The organism is Pseudomonas sp. M5A4_2d (assembly GCF_053345295.1).
This window is the reverse complement of sequence record NZ_JBKEZW010000007.1, coordinates 1-14,007: the sequence shown is the minus strand read 5'-3', so window position 1 is coordinate 14,007 and position 14,007 is coordinate 1. Positions and strand designations below refer to the sequence as shown.

Here is a 14,007-nt window from a genome sequence, read left to right as displayed (position 1 = left end):
GCATGGCCGAGTTATTTAAAAACATCTATTGGGCTGACATCGGCCAAGCCTGCCTGGAAACCCTGAGCATGCTCGGCGCCGCCCTGGGTTTTACCGTGCTGCTGGGGTTGCCGCTCGGCGTGCTGCTGTTTCTCACCGGCAAGCGCCAGTTGCACGAAGCGCTGGTGGTGTATCGGTTGCTGTCAGTGGTGGTCAACGTGCTGCGGTCGCTGCCGTTCATCATCCTGCTGATTGTGTTGATCCCGCTGACCACGTTGCTGGTCGGCACGTCCCTTGGCGTGCCGGGCACCATCCCGCCGCTGGTGGTGGGCTGCACCCCGTTTTTTGCGCGGCTGGTGGAAACCGCGTTGCGCGAGGTGGACCGCGGTGTGGTGGAGGCTACCCAGTCCATGGGCGCCAGTACCTGGCAGGTGGTCCGCCACACGCTGTTGCCGGAGGCTCGCGGCGGGTTGCTGGCGGCGGTGACCGTGACCGCAATTGTGCTGGTGGACTACACCGCCATGGCTGGGGTGATCGGTGGCGGTGGCCTCGGTGACCTGGCGATTCGCTATGGCTATCAGCGTTTCCAGACCGACGTAATGGTGGTCACCGTGGTGCTTTTGCTGGTGCTGGTGCAGGCCTTGCAGATGACGGGTGATCGTTTGGTAGCGCGTTATAGCCGCCGTTAATTCTTATAAAGCTAACCTTGGAGCATGCATGAAAAAGTCCCTGGCCATTTTGGCTGCTGTCCTGTCGTTCAATGCGTTCGCCAACGAGAAATTGGTGGTGGGCGCGACCCCTGTACCTCACGCGGAAATCCTCGAGTTCGTCAAACCGGTATTGGCCAAGGAAGGTGTGGATTTGCAAATCAAAGTCTTCACCGACTTTATCCAGCCCAACCAGCAATTGGCGCTGAAAAACATCGACGCCAACTATTACCAGTACCGCCCGTTTCTGGATGATTACAACAAGACTCGCCACACCGACCTGGTGCCGGTGGTGGGTGTGCATATCGAACCGTTTGGTGCTTACTCGACGCGGATCAAAAACATTGCTGAGCTCAAGGACGGCGCCACCGTGTCGATCCCCAACGACCCGGTCAACACCGGGCGCGCGCTGGTGCTGCTGGATGAGGCCGGGCTGATCAAACTCAAGGACCCAAGCAACACCTTGAGCACACCGCGCGATATTGCGCAGAACCCCAAGCACCTGAAAATCCGCGAACTGGAAGGCGCCTTGCTGGCGCGCTCGGTGAGCCAGGTGGACTTGGCGTTTGTGTTTGCCAATTACGCGTTGGAAGCGGGGATCGATACCAACAGCGCGTTGATTGTGGAGAAGGGTAAATCGCTGTACGTCGAATACCTGGTTGCACGGCCGGACAATATCAACGACCCGGGTATTCAGAAGTTGGCCAAGGCGTTGAATTCCGAGGCAGTGCGCCAGTTCATTTTGACGCGCTACAAAGGCCAGATTGCCCCAGGATTCTGAGCCTGGCAAATCACTAAATGTGGGAGCGGGCTTGCTCGCGAATGCGGAGTGTCAGCCAACAATTTTGTTACTGATACACCGCATTCGCGAGCAAGCCCGCTCCCACATTGGTCGCATTCCCAAGTCAAGATGCGGTGGTGGGCTCCAGCAAATGGGCACCCGGCCCACGCTCCCCGAGTTGATCATCCTGATTACGCAAGGGGCACGCGTCCAACGACAGGCACCCACACCCAATGCACCCACTGAGTTTGTCGCGCAGCAGCAACAATTTGTTGATGCGATCGTCCAGGTCCTCTCGCCACAGCGCCGACAAACGTTCCCAATCCTGCTTCGTAGGCGTGCGCTCATCCGGCAAGGTCTGCAATGCCTCGCCAATGGTCGCCAGCGCAATCCCCAAGCGCTGGGCAATCTTGATCACCACCACCCGCCGCAACACATCCCGTGGGTAGCGCCGCTGGTTGCCCGCATTGCGATTGCTCTTGATCAGGCCCTTGGATTCATAGAAGTGCAGAGCCGTGACCGCTACGCCACTGCGGGCGGCCAGTTGGCCGACGGTGAGTTCTTTAGTGAGCATGAAAAACTCCGAATCAATGCTTGACCTTGACTTAACTAGAGGTTTTACCCTGCGTTGCATCGAATCGCAAGATTCTGCTTACAGAGAAAGGGGAGTGTTCATGCAGGTATCAGAGAAGAATCGCAGCTTCACTCAATTGATCGAGTTTCAGATCGAGCCCCGGCAGCAGTTCGCCCTGGTAGCGGCCTTGTCTACCCAAAGCGAGCGCCTGGCCCAAGGCCACGGCGGCTTTATCAATGCGAGTGTGCAGGTCAGTGAAGACGGGCGGCGGGTGCTCAATTACCTGCAATGGCGCTCCCGCGAGGACGGTGAGGCGGCGTTTGAATGTTTTGAGCACGGCGAGGAAGATTTCTGGACGCTGATTCGCGCCCACCAGGCCACGGCGGTGACCTTTGGTTCGTTCCAGGTGCTGCGCAGCTTTGAGCGCAGCCATGACAACGCGTTGCACTGTCGCCTAAATGGATAAGTGCAGCATCCGCTCGCCTTGCACGTTTTCCCCAGGGCGGCGCTTGTTCACCGCCAACTCACCGATTTTGATCAGGCGTGTGCGCGTGACGTTGCGGCTCAGGCCCAGCAGGCTGGCGGTATGCACCTGGTTGTAATGGCTGAAGCGGTAGGCGGCGCGCAATAACGCATCCTCGACCTTTTCATGCAGGGCGCCGGCCTGTTCCTCGAACAGCTTTTGAAAGGCGCGCGCCAGCAACGCTTCTGCGCTGTTATCGCTGCCGTGCTGGCTGTCGTCCTGGCGCTCGATGCGCAGGTTCGACAGGCGCAGATCATCGCGTTCGATCACGCCGTTGCGGCAGATCAGCAGGGTGTGGTGAATCACGTTTTCCAGCTCGCGAATATTGCCCGGCCAGCTGTAGCTTTTGAGCTTGTGTTCGGCCTCGCGGCTGATGGTGATCGGGCCATAGCCCAGGCGCTGGCTGTAGGCTTCGATGAAGTGCCGGGTCAGTGGCAGGATGTCGCCGGGGCGCTCGCGCAGCGGGCTGAGCTCGAGGCTGACCACGTCGAGGCGGTAGTAGAGGTCTTCGCGAAAGTGCCCGGCATTAATCGCCTTTTCCAGTTGCACGTTGGTCGCTGCCAGCACGCGCACGTCGATGGGAATGCTTTTGCGCGAACCCAGGCGCACCACCTCGCGTTCCTGTAATACGCGCAACAGTTTGACCTGGATCGCCATCGGCAAGTCGCCGATCTCATCCAGGAACAAAGTGCCGCCGTCGGCTTCTTCGAACCAGCCGGCCTTGGCGCTGAGCGCGCCGGTAAAGGCGCCCTTTTCATGGCCGAACAGTTCGGCCTCCACCAGCGATTCGGAAAATGCCCCGCAATTCACCGCCACGAACGGCCGGTTGCGCCGTGCGCTGAGGTTATGAATATGGCGCGCCACCAGCTCTTTACCGGTGCCGGTCTCGCCGATGATCAGCACGCTGGCTTCGCTGGGTGCCACTTGCTGGATGTGATCGAGCAGGGCCTGGGATTTCGGGTCTTCGAAGACCTGGGCCGTGGCGCGAATCGACGTCGCGAGGGCGGGCGAGGGCGGTAAGGTTAAAAGCTGCATAGGCACCTCTCTTAAGAGTAGAACGTTGGAATCGGCAGGGACTGGTTCAGCGCCCAGTCCCCGAGTTCGTGGAGCTTGTAGTCCACCGGGTCGTGCAAAGTTTGCGTGCGCAGATTGCGCCAGTGGCGGTCCAGGCGCAGCGAGGCGTGGGTGGAGCGCGCGCCGGTGACTTCAAACAGACGGCTGCACAACTCCAGGCCTTGGCGCGTGGCGGCGACTTTCGCGGTGGCGATCGCAATGGCCAGTTGGCCGCGTTCGTGTTCGCTGAGGTTGGGGCCTTTGGCCCAGGCCTGGTCGAGCAGCTCGGTAGCGCGTTCCACCAGCAGGCGCACGCCTTCCAAGGCTACCCAGAACTCGCCGTAATGGTGCAGGACGTAAGGGTCCTGGCGTACGTTGTCGGCCGAGGATTTATGCCATGAACGGGTTTCGGTCAGGGTGTAATTGCGCGCTTCTTCAAATGCGCCCTCGGCAATGCCGAGAAACATATGCGTGAAGGTCAGTTGCGCGATCAGCGGGCGCAGGCAGGCGAAGGGCGTGCTCAGTGGGCCTGGGTCGAGCAGCAATTCCGACTCCTCGACGCGTACCCGTTCGAAGCTGGCGCTGCCGCTGTCGGTCTGACGCTGGCCGATGTTGTTCCAGTCGTTATGTAGGGTGATGCCACTGCGCCCGCTGGGAATCGCAGCAATCAGTAGTTTGCCGCCAGCGCTTTCATCCACGGCTGAGGCAATCAGCATTTCCGAATCGCTGGCACCGGAGCAGAAGCTCTTCTTGCCGGAGAATTCACGCCAGCCGCCAAAATCCTTGACCACCGTGCGCGTGTCCAGCGGGTTGAGGGCGTTGCCCCAGAACCAGTTTTTGCGTGCGGTCTGTTCGAACCAGGGCTGCCATTGGTCCGGACGCGCAAACAGGCGCACGGTGGCGAGCATCAGGTGGTGGAAACCGAAGACGTGCGCGATGGAGCTGTCGACCTTGGCGAACTCGCGAACGATGCCCAGGGTTTCGCTCCAGCGTGCACCGAGGCCACCGTATTGGGTGGGAATGCTCAGGGCCAGCAGGCCGCTTTGACGCAGGGCGTCCCGTTCGGTTTTCGGTGTGCCGCCACGCTCATCGCGCTCGACGGCGGTGAGGGCAAATTCGGCGGCCAGCAGTTTGGCGGTCTGCAACGGCGATGGCAGGACGCTGTGGGGTTTGGCTGTCACACGATGTTCCTCAATATCGGTTTGGCAATGAAGGCCAGATGTGGGAGCGGGCTTGCTCGCGAAAGCGGTGTGTCAGATGGCAAATGAATTAACTGAACTGACGTATTCGCGAGCAAGCCCGCTTCCCCATAAAGCAGATTCAGCGCGCTCAGGCCTTCGTTGTGGGCAGCACATCGTTGGCAATCATTTCGCCAAACGGGCCCGTGAGGTTGGTGACGCCACGCCCGGCAAGGCTGGCGTAGGGTTCCGGCAACAGGGGGAACACCAACTCGGCAAAGCGATAGGCTTCTTCCAGGTGTGGGTAGCCGGAGAAGATGAAACTCTCGATGCCTAGGTCGGCGTACTCTTTGATGCGCTCGGCCACCTGCTGCGGGTTACCGACCAGTGCCGTGCCGGCACCGCCGCGTACCAGGCCGACGCCGGCCCACAAGTTGGGGGCGATTTCCAGGTTGTCGCGGCGCCCGTCGTGCAAGGCGGCCATACGGCGCTGGCCTTCGGAGTCAAAGCGCGAGAAGGATTTTTGCGCGGCAGCGATGGTTTCGTCGCTGATGTGCTCGATCAGTTTGTCGGCGGCTTTCCAGGCGTCTTCTTCGGTCTCGCGTACGATCACGTGCAGGCGGATGCCGAACTTCACGGTGCGGCCGTGGCGGGCGGCACGTTCGCGGACATCCGCGAGTTTTTCCGCAACAGCGGCGGGCGGCTCGCCCCAGGTCAGGTATACGTCGACCTGTTCGGCGGCCAGGTCGTGGGCGGCGTCGGAAGAACCGCCGAAGTACAGCGGCGGATACGGCTTCTGCACCGGTGGATAAAGGGCCTTGGCATTCTGTACGCGCAGGTGTTTGCCTTCGAAGTCCACCGATTCGCCCTGCAACACTCGGCGCCAGATCTGCAGGAACTCGTCTGAGACTTCGTAGCGTTCGCTGTGGTCGAGGAAACTGCCATCGCCCCGGTTTTCGTCGGGGTCGCCGCCGGTCACCACGTTGATCAGCAAGCGACCGTTGGACAGGCGATCCAGGGTAGCGGCCATGCGCGCCGAGACCGTAGGCGAAATAATGCCCGGGCGAATGGCGACCAGATAACGCAAGCGTTCTGTCAGCGGTACCAGCGCTGATGCGATAACCCAGGAGTCTTCGCACGAGCGGCCGGTAGGAATCAACACGCCGTAGTAACCGAGGCTGTCAGCTGCTTGTGCGACTTGTTTCAGATAGTTGAGGGTGACCGGCCGTGCCCCTTGGGTGGTGCCCAGGTAATGACCGTCGCCGTGCGTTGGCAGAAACCAGAAAACATCCATGACAAATCCTTAAGCGATTTTCAGCAGAGAAGGAGAGTGCGCGGCAAACAGTGGCGCTGCGCGTTCTGCGGCAAGGCGGATGCGGCCCTTCAAGGGCTCGCTGGTTATTTGGTAGTCGGTGAAATCGGCTTCAGTGGCATACACGCCGATCGGCAGGGTCAGCGCTTGGAAGAAGCTGAACAGCGGGCGCAGTTGGTGCTCGAGGACCAGTGCGTGGCGTTCGCTACCGCCGGTGGCCGCGAGCAACACCGGTGTATTGATCAACGCGTTCAGGCCGACCAGATCGAACAGGTGTTTGAGCAGGCCAGGGTAGGAGCCGCGATAGACCGGTGCGGCGACGATCAGCAGGTCGGCCTGTTCGATGGCCAACAGTTGGGATTCGACCTCGGCCGGCAGTTCATCACGCGACAGGGCACCGCCCAAAGGCCGGGCGATGTCGCCCAGTTCGATCAGTGTGGTCTGGATCGGCAGCAGGCTCGCCAGTTCGGCCAGCACGGCTTGGGTCAGCACCAATGTGCGGGAGGGGCGCCAGGTTCCGCCGGAGAGGGCAACGACATTCAGGGGACGGGTCATGAACAGTTCCTTTTTCAACAGTGGTTCATTGCAAGAGAAGTGAAGCGTCTTGAGCAAGAGCTGTACCAACGGCTGGAAGCCTTGATTTACATGGGCTGCGCGCTCACTGCTGAAAAAAGCTGCTGTTGTCGGCCTGGTGTTTTGTTGAATGACTGTTGCGTGGGCAACAGTTGCGTGGCGAACAGTGTTAGTCGGTGTGCAGCCAGTTATAGAGGGTTACGGTTATTCCGTAAATGAACGTATTTCCATATTTATAGATCTTAAATGAATATATCTTGCGCCCTATCGAAGGGGGCTGAATGGTTGATAGCGACTATCACGGACGGTGATTTTTCACCGTGCGAGGGCGGGAGTAGCCTGTGTTCATTGACTCGAAACCTCCTTCGCAGGGCCTTCACCATGAACCATTTTCTGGCTGTTTCCTTAATAGTTGTCAGCTCCGTCCTCGCCGGTTGTGCGACCCATCCATCACCAGAATCGCGTCCGTACACCGCAGAAGAAACCAAGCAATTGGCTTTGGAGGCCTTGGGCCGTCGTGGCCTGTCGTTTGATGAGTATCAGCAGCAGCGCGCGGCACTGACCGGCCAGCCACAGAAGCCCTTCGGCTTTGATCATCAGGGTGAAATGAACGCTGAACGCAGTGTGGTGTTGCATGGTCGTCCCAGTTGAGCCCGCGCCGAGCGGTAAAAAGCCCGAGGATTCCCTTAAGGAACCTCGGGCTTTTTGTTTGCCATGGGGTTACTTCAGCCTGTTAAGCTGAATTTCAGGAGCGTTCCTACGCACATTTAAATAAAGTGGTTCTTCTTTAATGGCATTCGATCGGTTAAACCTGACGACCTCTGTTCCGGTCCATGCCCCCGAGACGCTGCTCTTGGGAATCCGCTCTGCGAGTCTTAAACGTCATGAATAAACGTCCGTTGTATTTCGACTACGCCGCCACCACGCCGGTGGATGAGCGGGTCATCCAGGTGATGGTCGAGTGCCTGGGCTTCAATGCCAACTTTGGTAACCCTGCGTCCAGTTCCCATGCGTTCGGCCAAGCGGCCCGGCAAACGGTTGAACAGTCGCGCCGCCAGGTGGCCGAGTTGGTCGGTGCCCAGCCCGAGCAGATCGTCTGGACGTCCGGCGCCACTGAATCCAACAACCTCGCGATCAAGGGCGTGGCCCAGGCGCGTGGTGTGGCAGGTGGGCATGTCATCACCAGCCAGATCGAACACAAAGCCACGCTGGACACTGCGCGGCAACTGCAGGAAGCCGGGGTGGCCGTGACCTACCTGGTGCCGGATGCCGAAGGGCTGATCAGCGCCGAAGCGGTGAGCGAAGCGCTGCGCGAAGACACCTTTCTGGTGTCCTTGATGCTCGTGAACAATGAGTTGGGCACTCTGAACGATATCCCCGCCATTGGCGCGCGGGTGCGTGAGCATGGTGCGTTGCTGCATGTGGATGCGGCGCAAGGTGCGGGCAAGGTAGCGATCGACCTGGCTGAGTGGCCGGTGGATTTGATGTCGTTCTCCGCACACAAGCTTTACGGCCCCAAGGGCATCGGTGCGTTGTACGTGGGCCCTCGTGCCCAGCAGAAAGTGTTGGCGCAGATTCACGGCGGTGGCCACGAGGGCGGGTTGCGCTCCGGCACGCTGGCGACACACCAGATTGCGGGTATGGGCACCGCGTTCGCTTTGGCGGCAGCGTCGTTCTCAGCAGAAAAGGCCACTATCGTCGCCTTGCGTCAGCGCCTGTTGGATCAGTTGGAATCGGTGGCGGGTGTGCGCCTCAATGGCAGCCCTACGCAGCGCATTCCACATACGCTCAGCCTCACGTTCAGTGAAGGTGAATTCAATTCCGCCGCATTGAGCGCAGGCATTGCCTTTTCGGCAACCTCGGCGTGCAACTCGGCGAGCAATGCGCCATCCCACGTGCTTCTGGCCCTTGGCCATGACGCACGTAGCGCCGGCCGCACCATTCGCTTGAGCCTGGGGCGGTTCACCACCGAGCAGGACATCGACCAGGCCGTGCAATTGATCAAGGCCGCACTCGCCAGTGCACCGGCGTTCTGGGCCGTCTGATTTGTCATGCGCAGTACATAACAATTATTAGTGGTTAGCAGGAGACACAATGAGCACTCAGCCTTTGACCCATGGAACCGTTCCCCAGCGCCTGGCGCTTACCCGCGAACTGATGAGCCGCGAGGGCATCCACGCCCTGTTGGTGCCGTCGGCCGACCCGCATTTGTCCGAGTATTTGCCGGGTTACTGGCAGGGGCGGCAATGGTTGTCCGGCTTTTATGGCTCGGTAGGGACGTTGATTGTCACCGCAGATTTCGCCGGTGTCTGGGCCGACAGCCGTTACTGGGAACAGGCGACCAAGGAACTCAAGGGCAGTGGTATCGAGCTGGTGAAGTTGCAACCGGGCCAGCCCGGCCCCCTGGAATGGCTGGCCGAACACACCCCGGAAGGCGGTGTGGTGGCGGTGGATGGTGCGGTGATGGCCGTGGCGTCGGCGCGTACCCTGGGCGGCAAGCTGGCGGAGCGCGGCGCGCGCTTGCGTACCGATATCGACGTGCTGAATGAAGCCTGGCACGACCGCCCCGCGTTGCCGGCCCAGCCGATCTATCAACACCTGCCCCCGCAGGCCACCGTCAGCCGTGGCGAAAAACTCAGCGCCCTGCGCGCCAGCTTGAAAGAGAAGGGCGCCGACTGGCATTTCATCGCCACCCTGGATGACATCGCCTGGTTGTTCAACCTGCGTGGCGGTGATGTGTCGTTCAACCCGGTGTTCGTGTCCTTTGCCCTGATCAATCAGCAGCAGGCCACTTTGTTTGTCGCGCTGAGCAAGGTCGACACCGAACTGCGCGCGATACTGGAGCGGGATGGCGTGACCTTGCGCGACTACAGCGAAGTGGCGGATGCGCTGCGTGCCGTGCCGTCGGGTGCCAGCTTGCAAGTTGATCCGGCGCGTGTAACCACCGGGTTGCTGGAGAACCTCGACGCGGGCGTCAAGCTGGTCGAGGGGCTGAACCCGACTACGCTGGCCAAATCCCGCAAGAGCCTGGCTGACGCGGAGCATATCCGCCAGGCCATGGAGCAGGATGGTGCGGCGTTGTGCGAATTCTTCGCTTGGTTGGACAGTGCGTTGGGCCGCGAGCGCATCACCGAGCTGACCATCGATGAACACCTGACGGCAGCACGCACCCGTCGCCCTGATTATGTATCGCTGAGTTTCAACACCATTGCTGCATTCAATGCCAACGGTGCGATGCCGCATTACCACGCCACTGAAGAAGAGCATGCGCTGATCGAAGGCGATGGTTTGCTGTTGATTGACTCGGGCGGCCAATACCTGGGCGGCACCACGGATATCACGCGGATGGTGCCGATCGGCACGCCGAGTGAGGAGCAGAAACGCGACTGCACGCGGGTCCTCAAGGGCGTGATTGCGCTGTCTCGTGCACACTTCCCCAAGGGCATTCTGTCGCCGTTGCTGGATTCGATTGCGCGTGCGCCGATCTGGGCTGAAGGTGTGGACTACGGCCATGGCACGGGTCACGGCGTAGGCTATTTCTTGAATGTGCATGAAGGCCCGCAGGTGATCGCCTACCAGGCCGCCACTGCGCCGCAGACGGCGATGCAGCCGGGGATGATTACTTCGATTGAGCCGGGCACTTATCGCCCAGGTCGTTGGGGTGTGCGCATTGAGAACCTGGTATTGAACCGTGAAGCCGGCAAGACCGAGTTTGGTGAGTTCCTCAAGTTTGAAACGCTGACCTTGTGCCCAATCGACACGCGTTGCCTGGAGCCATCGTTGCTGACGGTGGACGAACGCGAGTGGTTCAACGCCTACCACGCCGAAGTGCGTGAGCGTTTGAGCCCATTGCTCAGCGGTGCTGCGTTGGAGTGGCTGCAGGTGCGTACCGCGGCTATTTGATCGGTAAGCGCCGCTTGCGATTTGCTCGCAAGCGGCGTTCAAGGTCGGTTGGCTATCAATGTCTAGCTTAGGGCTTCGCGCACAAATTCCAGACGGTCCTGACCGAAGAACATGTCATTGCCTACAAACATGCTGGGCGCCCCGAAAACGCCGCGCTGAATGGCTTCTTCGGTTTTGTCCTTGAGGGCTGTTTTTACGCTTTCGTCGTTGGCCAGGGCCAGCACTTCCTCAGGGTCGAAACCTGCTTCGGCCAGAACTGCGGCCACGCCAGCCGGATCGCCCAGGTTGCGACCTTCGACCCAAAGGGCGCGGAAAAGGCAGTCGATGAAGGCCTGGAAGCGTTCTGGCTGACGTAGTTGTATACCGGTAACGGCTCGCATCAGCACCAAGGTGTTGATGGGGAAGTGCGGGTTGAACTTGAGCGGCACGTTGTAGCGTTTGGCGTATCGCGCCAGGTCATTGAACATGTAACGACCTTTGGCTGGCACGGTGATTGGCGAGGCGTTGCCAGTGGCCTTGAACACGCCCCCCAACAGCATCGGCTGATAGACCAGTTGCGTGCCGGTTTCGGCGCATAAAGCCGGCAGTTGGGTGTAGGCCAGGTAAGTGGCCGGGCTGCCGAGGTCAAAGAAGAATTCCAGGGTTTTACTCATGGTCGATACTCGCTGCTTATTGTTGTTCTTTATTGGGCAGTAGACGCGCCTACCAGGGTTCATTCCAGGGGCGCAGGTCCAACTCAAAGGTCCAGGCGTCGCGTGGTTGGCTGTGCAGGTACCAATAGTTGTCGGCGATGTGTTCGGGATTGAGGATGCCGTCCTGATCTTTCAGGGCGTATTTCTGCGGAAAATTGTCGCGAATGAAGTCGGTGTCGATAGCGCCGTCAACCACCACGTGGGCGACATGGATATTCCTGGGGCCCAATTCTCTCGCCATGCTTTGTGCGAGGGCGCGGATGCCGTGCTTGGCGCCGGCGAATGCGGCAAACCCTGCCGCACCGCGCAGCCCGGCGGTGGCGCCGGTGAACAGGATGGTGCCTCGGTTACGGGTCACCATACGTTTGGCGACTTCGCGAGCATTCAGGAAACCGGAGAAGCAGGCCATCTCCCATATCTTGAAGTATTTGCGGGCGGTCTCTTCCAGGATGCTGCAAGGCACGTTGGCGCCGATGTTAAAGACGAATGCTTCGATGGGCCCCAGTTCGGTTTCGATCTGTTCGATCAATGCGATCACGTCTTCCTCTTTACGCGCATCACAGGCAAAGCCATGAGCTTCGCCACCCGTCGATTGGATACTGTCCACCAAGGGCTGCAACTTGTCGGCACTGCGACGGGTGACGCAGGCCACATAACCTTCACGGGCAAAGCGCTTGGCAATGGCGCCGCCGGTTGCATCACCGGCACCCACTACCAATACGATTTTCTTGTTGTGTGTCATGGAAACTCCATTGGCTCGATTGTCGAGCAGGAGTGTAGACGCGGCTTCGCGAATGGCCGGGTTGAGGGCGAAATTTAAGAAGGGGGGAGCAGTCGGACGTGGACTGCTCGGGCGGTCATTTACAGATGACGATCATGCTGCGGCTGGTGTAGCCGGCAGGATTGATGCCGAAAGGATAGTCCCCCGGCTCTTCGGAGTTGTCACCGGACTTGGCGATAACCCGGTAGCCCTTGGCACCGCATGAATTGGTTGCACTGGTGTAGCACTGGTCCCAGGAAGAGGACAGGCCTGAACAGTTGATATGCAGCCCTTTTTTGCCCCGTTTCACTTCTGTCTTGGTGGTCGCCGCACAGCCAGCTATGCCCACGACCATTAACAGTATCAAAATTCGTTTCATCACTATCCTTAATAGCCGCTTCGCAAAAAGGCTCGATGCAGGCTTTACGCGCTCTCGATTGTAGCGTTCAGCTGTCCGTGTCGAAATTCTCCATGAAAGACATTCGCTTACGGCCTAAACATGGCCTAAATGAGCGGCAAATGCCAGAGCTACCTTCGATGAGGATCAATCAGCCGGTACCAGCGGTTTGGATTCATTGCGCATGGTCAGCGTGGCGCCGACGGAGGCCAGAATGATGCAAGTGATCGCCATCCATTGAGTGAGGGACAAGTACTCTTGTAGGAAAAACAGGCCAGAGAGCGCGCCGAATGCGGGCTCGATGCTCATCAAGGTGCCGAAGGTACGGGCAGGAAGGCGGGTGAGAGCGATCATTTCCAGGGTATAGGGCAGGGCAGTGGATAAAATGGCAACACCGAGGGCGACGGGAATCAGCGCAGGCGTCAGTAATGCGCTACCGGCATGCACGATGCCGATCGGCGCAACGAACAAGGCGGCGATCATTACCCCGAGTGCTGCCGTTTGCACACCGTTGTCGTTGCCGGCCTTCTGACCAAACAGAATATAGAGTGCCCAGCAGACACCTGCGCCCAGTGCGTAGGCGACGCCGATCAAATCAATACCGCTGCTGGCTTCCCCCGTTGGGATCAGCAACAGAAGGCCCGCAATCGCGAGGCCAATCCATAGAAAATCCACAGCTCTGCGAGAGGCGTAGATGGCGACGGCGAGTGGCCCTGTGAATTCCAGCGCTACCGCGATGCCCAGGGGGACTGTGCGCAAGGACATATAGAAGAGGAAGTTCATGCCGCCCAACGCCATTCCATAGACGACGACAGTGCGCAGGGACTTTGCCGTCAGCTTGGCGCGCCATGGACGTAATAGAAGCAGCATGATGACACTGGCAAAAATCAGACGCAGGGTGGTGGTGCCCTGCGCGCCGACGATGGGGAACATGCTTTTGGCCAGCGAGGCACCGGATTGGATGGAAGCCATGGCGATCAACAGCAGGCCGACTGGAAACAATGCCGAGGCCAGGCTGCGCGGTGGGGTGTTCATTGGGGGTGTTCGTCCGAAGTCATAGTAGAGAAGCAGAACGCGTATGATGCTTAACTGACCTGCTTTGAGCAATATATTGCTCAGCTGTTCGTTTTGGCGTTCTATATAGAAGGGGTTTTTAGGTTTTTCGACTGTTTGATAGAGAAACTAAATTAAGGGTTGACGGCAGATTCTGGAAGTCTATAATTCGCCCCACTTCCGGCGCAGTCGAAACGGAAAACTCCTTGGTAAACAAAGAGTTATGCAGAGTTCGGCAGCGAGTTGCTTCAGTTCATCGAAGCCCAGAAGGAGTTGGTAGGGCAGTGTTGTTTGGCTCTATTAACGTTTCGATCCTCTCGGTCGAAAGCGGAGAAAAAGAGGTGTTGACAGCAGCGTGTAACGCTGTAGAATTCGCCTCCCGCTAACGAGAGATCGGAAGCGCAAGTGGTTGAAGTTGTTGAGGAATTCTTCGAAAACTTCTGAAAATAATCACTTGACAGCAAATGAGGCTGCTGTAGAATGCGCGCCTCGGTTGAGACGAAAGATCTTAACCAACCGCTC

At 59.2% G+C, this 14,007-nt stretch carries 15 protein-coding genes; 6 read left to right on the top strand and 9 right to left on the bottom strand.

All coding sequences use genetic code 11. From position 1 onward, the window contains the following. Nucleotides 1-2: 2 nt before the first annotated feature. Nucleotides 3-668, top strand: coding sequence for a methionine ABC transporter permease (locus ACLBW8_RS17040; RefSeq protein WP_064451693.1), 666 nt, complete (start codon nt 3-5; stop codon nt 666-668). A 28-nt stretch (nt 669-696) separates the two neighbouring features. Then, nucleotides 697-1,467, top strand: coding sequence for a MetQ/NlpA family ABC transporter substrate-binding protein (locus ACLBW8_RS17035; RefSeq protein WP_221294356.1), 771 nt, complete (start codon nt 697-699; stop codon nt 1,465-1,467). A gap of 124 nt (nt 1,468-1,591) precedes the next feature. On the opposite strand, the gene soxR is transcribed toward ACLBW8_RS17035, so the two are convergent. Further along, complete coding sequence (soxR, locus tag ACLBW8_RS17030) at nt 1,592-2,041, bottom strand: redox-sensitive transcriptional activator SoxR (protein ID WP_064451695.1); 450 nt, start codon at nt 2,039-2,041, stop codon at nt 1,592-1,594. A gap of 100 nt (nt 2,042-2,141) precedes the next feature. Here soxR and ACLBW8_RS17025 point away from each other — a divergent pair, with 100 nt between their 5' ends. Then, nucleotides 2,142-2,507 (top strand): antibiotic biosynthesis monooxygenase, encoded by a 366-nt coding sequence (locus tag ACLBW8_RS17025; RefSeq protein ID WP_221294357.1) that lies wholly within the window; start codon nt 2,142-2,144, stop codon nt 2,505-2,507. Here ACLBW8_RS17025 and ACLBW8_RS17020 read toward each other — a convergent pair. The 4 genes from ACLBW8_RS17020 to msuE form a co-directional block, all read right to left on the bottom strand. Beyond that, a complete protein-coding gene (locus ACLBW8_RS17020; protein ID WP_064451697.1) occupies nt 2,496-3,599 on the bottom strand; it encodes a sigma-54 interaction domain-containing protein in 1,104 nt (367 codons plus the stop codon). The two genes, ACLBW8_RS17025 and ACLBW8_RS17020, sit on opposite strands and share 12 nt — an antisense overlap. Before the next feature lie 11 nt (nt 3,600-3,610). Beyond that, nucleotides 3,611-4,798, bottom strand: coding sequence for an acyl-CoA dehydrogenase family protein (locus ACLBW8_RS17015; RefSeq protein WP_221294358.1), 1,188 nt, complete (start codon nt 4,796-4,798; stop codon nt 3,611-3,613). 148 nt (nt 4,799-4,946) lie between these two features. Further along, the gene (ssuD, locus tag ACLBW8_RS17010) at nt 4,947-6,089 is read right to left on the bottom strand and encodes an FMNH2-dependent alkanesulfonate monooxygenase (RefSeq protein ID WP_128590218.1); all 1,143 of its coding nucleotides are present in this window, start codon (nt 6,087-6,089) and stop codon (nt 4,947-4,949) included. Between the two features lie 9 nt (nt 6,090-6,098). After that, nucleotides 6,099-6,662 carry an FMN reductase gene (gene msuE / locus ACLBW8_RS17005; protein ID WP_262667469.1) on the bottom strand — a complete coding sequence of 188 codons (564 nt, stop codon included), beginning with the start codon at nt 6,660-6,662 and terminating at the stop codon, nt 6,099-6,101. Between the two features lie 399 nt (nt 6,663-7,061). Between msuE and ACLBW8_RS17000 the strand changes: the two genes are divergently transcribed. From ACLBW8_RS17000 to ACLBW8_RS16990, 3 genes are all read left to right on the top strand, one after another. Continuing rightward, nucleotides 7,062-7,331, top strand: coding sequence for a hypothetical protein (locus tag ACLBW8_RS17000; RefSeq protein ID WP_128590215.1), 270 nt, complete (start codon nt 7,062-7,064; stop codon nt 7,329-7,331). 233 nt (nt 7,332-7,564) lie between these two features. Continuing rightward, the gene (locus ACLBW8_RS16995; protein WP_447805913.1) at nt 7,565-8,725 is read left to right on the top strand and encodes a cysteine desulfurase family protein; all 1,161 of its coding nucleotides are present in this window, start codon (nt 7,565-7,567) and stop codon (nt 8,723-8,725) included. A gap of 49 nt (nt 8,726-8,774) precedes the next feature. Beyond that, a complete protein-coding gene (locus ACLBW8_RS16990) occupies nt 8,775-10,583 on the top strand; it encodes a M24 family metallopeptidase (protein ID WP_447805912.1) in 1,809 nt (602 codons plus the stop codon). Between the two features lie 62 nt (nt 10,584-10,645). Here the strand turns inward: ACLBW8_RS16990 and ACLBW8_RS16985 are convergent, their stop codons facing one another. The 4 genes from ACLBW8_RS16985 to rhtA all read right to left on the bottom strand — a co-directional run bounded on the left by ACLBW8_RS16985 (nt 10,646) and on the right by rhtA (nt 13,467). Then, nucleotides 10,646-11,236 carry a 2-hydroxychromene-2-carboxylate isomerase gene (locus tag ACLBW8_RS16985; protein WP_447805911.1) on the bottom strand — a complete coding sequence of 197 codons (591 nt, stop codon included), beginning with the start codon at nt 11,234-11,236 and terminating at the stop codon, nt 10,646-10,648. Between the two features lie 49 nt (nt 11,237-11,285). Beyond that, nucleotides 11,286-12,017 (bottom strand): SDR family oxidoreductase, encoded by a 732-nt coding sequence (locus tag ACLBW8_RS16980; protein WP_447805910.1) that lies wholly within the window; start codon nt 12,015-12,017, stop codon nt 11,286-11,288. Between the two features lie 115 nt (nt 12,018-12,132). Further along, nucleotides 12,133-12,414, bottom strand: coding sequence for a hypothetical protein (locus ACLBW8_RS16975; protein WP_053255332.1), 282 nt, complete (start codon nt 12,412-12,414; stop codon nt 12,133-12,135). A 165-nt stretch (nt 12,415-12,579) separates the two neighbouring features. Continuing rightward, complete coding sequence (rhtA, locus tag ACLBW8_RS16970) at nt 12,580-13,467, bottom strand: threonine/homoserine exporter RhtA (protein WP_259762787.1); 888 nt, start codon at nt 13,465-13,467, stop codon at nt 12,580-12,582. Nucleotides 13,468-14,007 lie beyond the last annotated feature (540 nt).

Excerpts from the sequence above, each read along its gene's own strand:
- msuE (WP_262667469.1), bottom strand. The coding sequence starts at position 6,662 with ATGACCCGTCCCCTGAATGTCGTTGCCCTCTCCGGCGGAACCTGGCGC.
- ACLBW8_RS16980 (WP_447805910.1), bottom strand. The coding sequence starts at position 12,017 with ATGACACACAACAAGAAAATCGTATTGGTAGTGGGTGCCGGTGATGCA.
- ACLBW8_RS17020 (WP_064451697.1), bottom strand. The coding sequence starts at position 3,599 with ATGCAGCTTTTAACCTTACCGCCCTCGCCCGCCCTCGCGACGTCGATT.
- ssuD (WP_128590218.1), bottom strand. The coding sequence starts at position 6,089 with ATGGATGTTTTCTGGTTTCTGCCAACGCACGGCGACGGTCATTACCTG.
- ACLBW8_RS16985 (WP_447805911.1), bottom strand. The coding sequence starts at position 11,236 with ATGAGTAAAACCCTGGAATTCTTCTTTGACCTCGGCAGCCCGGCCACT.
- ACLBW8_RS17040 (WP_064451693.1), top strand. The coding sequence starts at position 3 with ATGGCCGAGTTATTTAAAAACATCTATTGGGCTGACATCGGCCAAGCC.
- rhtA (WP_259762787.1), bottom strand. The coding sequence starts at position 13,467 with ATGAACACCCCACCGCGCAGCCTGGCCTCGGCATTGTTTCCAGTCGGC.
- ACLBW8_RS16995 (WP_447805913.1), top strand. The coding sequence starts at position 7,565 with ATGAATAAACGTCCGTTGTATTTCGACTACGCCGCCACCACGCCGGTG.
- ACLBW8_RS17025 (WP_221294357.1), top strand. The coding sequence starts at position 2,142 with ATGCAGGTATCAGAGAAGAATCGCAGCTTCACTCAATTGATCGAGTTT.
- ACLBW8_RS16990 (WP_447805912.1), top strand. The coding sequence starts at position 8,775 with ATGAGCACTCAGCCTTTGACCCATGGAACCGTTCCCCAGCGCCTGGCG.
- ACLBW8_RS17000 (WP_128590215.1), top strand. The coding sequence starts at position 7,062 with ATGAACCATTTTCTGGCTGTTTCCTTAATAGTTGTCAGCTCCGTCCTC.
- ACLBW8_RS16975 (WP_053255332.1), bottom strand. The coding sequence starts at position 12,414 with ATGAAACGAATTTTGATACTGTTAATGGTCGTGGGCATAGCTGGCTGT.
- ACLBW8_RS17035 (WP_221294356.1), top strand. The coding sequence starts at position 697 with ATGAAAAAGTCCCTGGCCATTTTGGCTGCTGTCCTGTCGTTCAATGCG.
- soxR (WP_064451695.1), bottom strand. The coding sequence starts at position 2,041 with ATGCTCACTAAAGAACTCACCGTCGGCCAACTGGCCGCCCGCAGTGGC.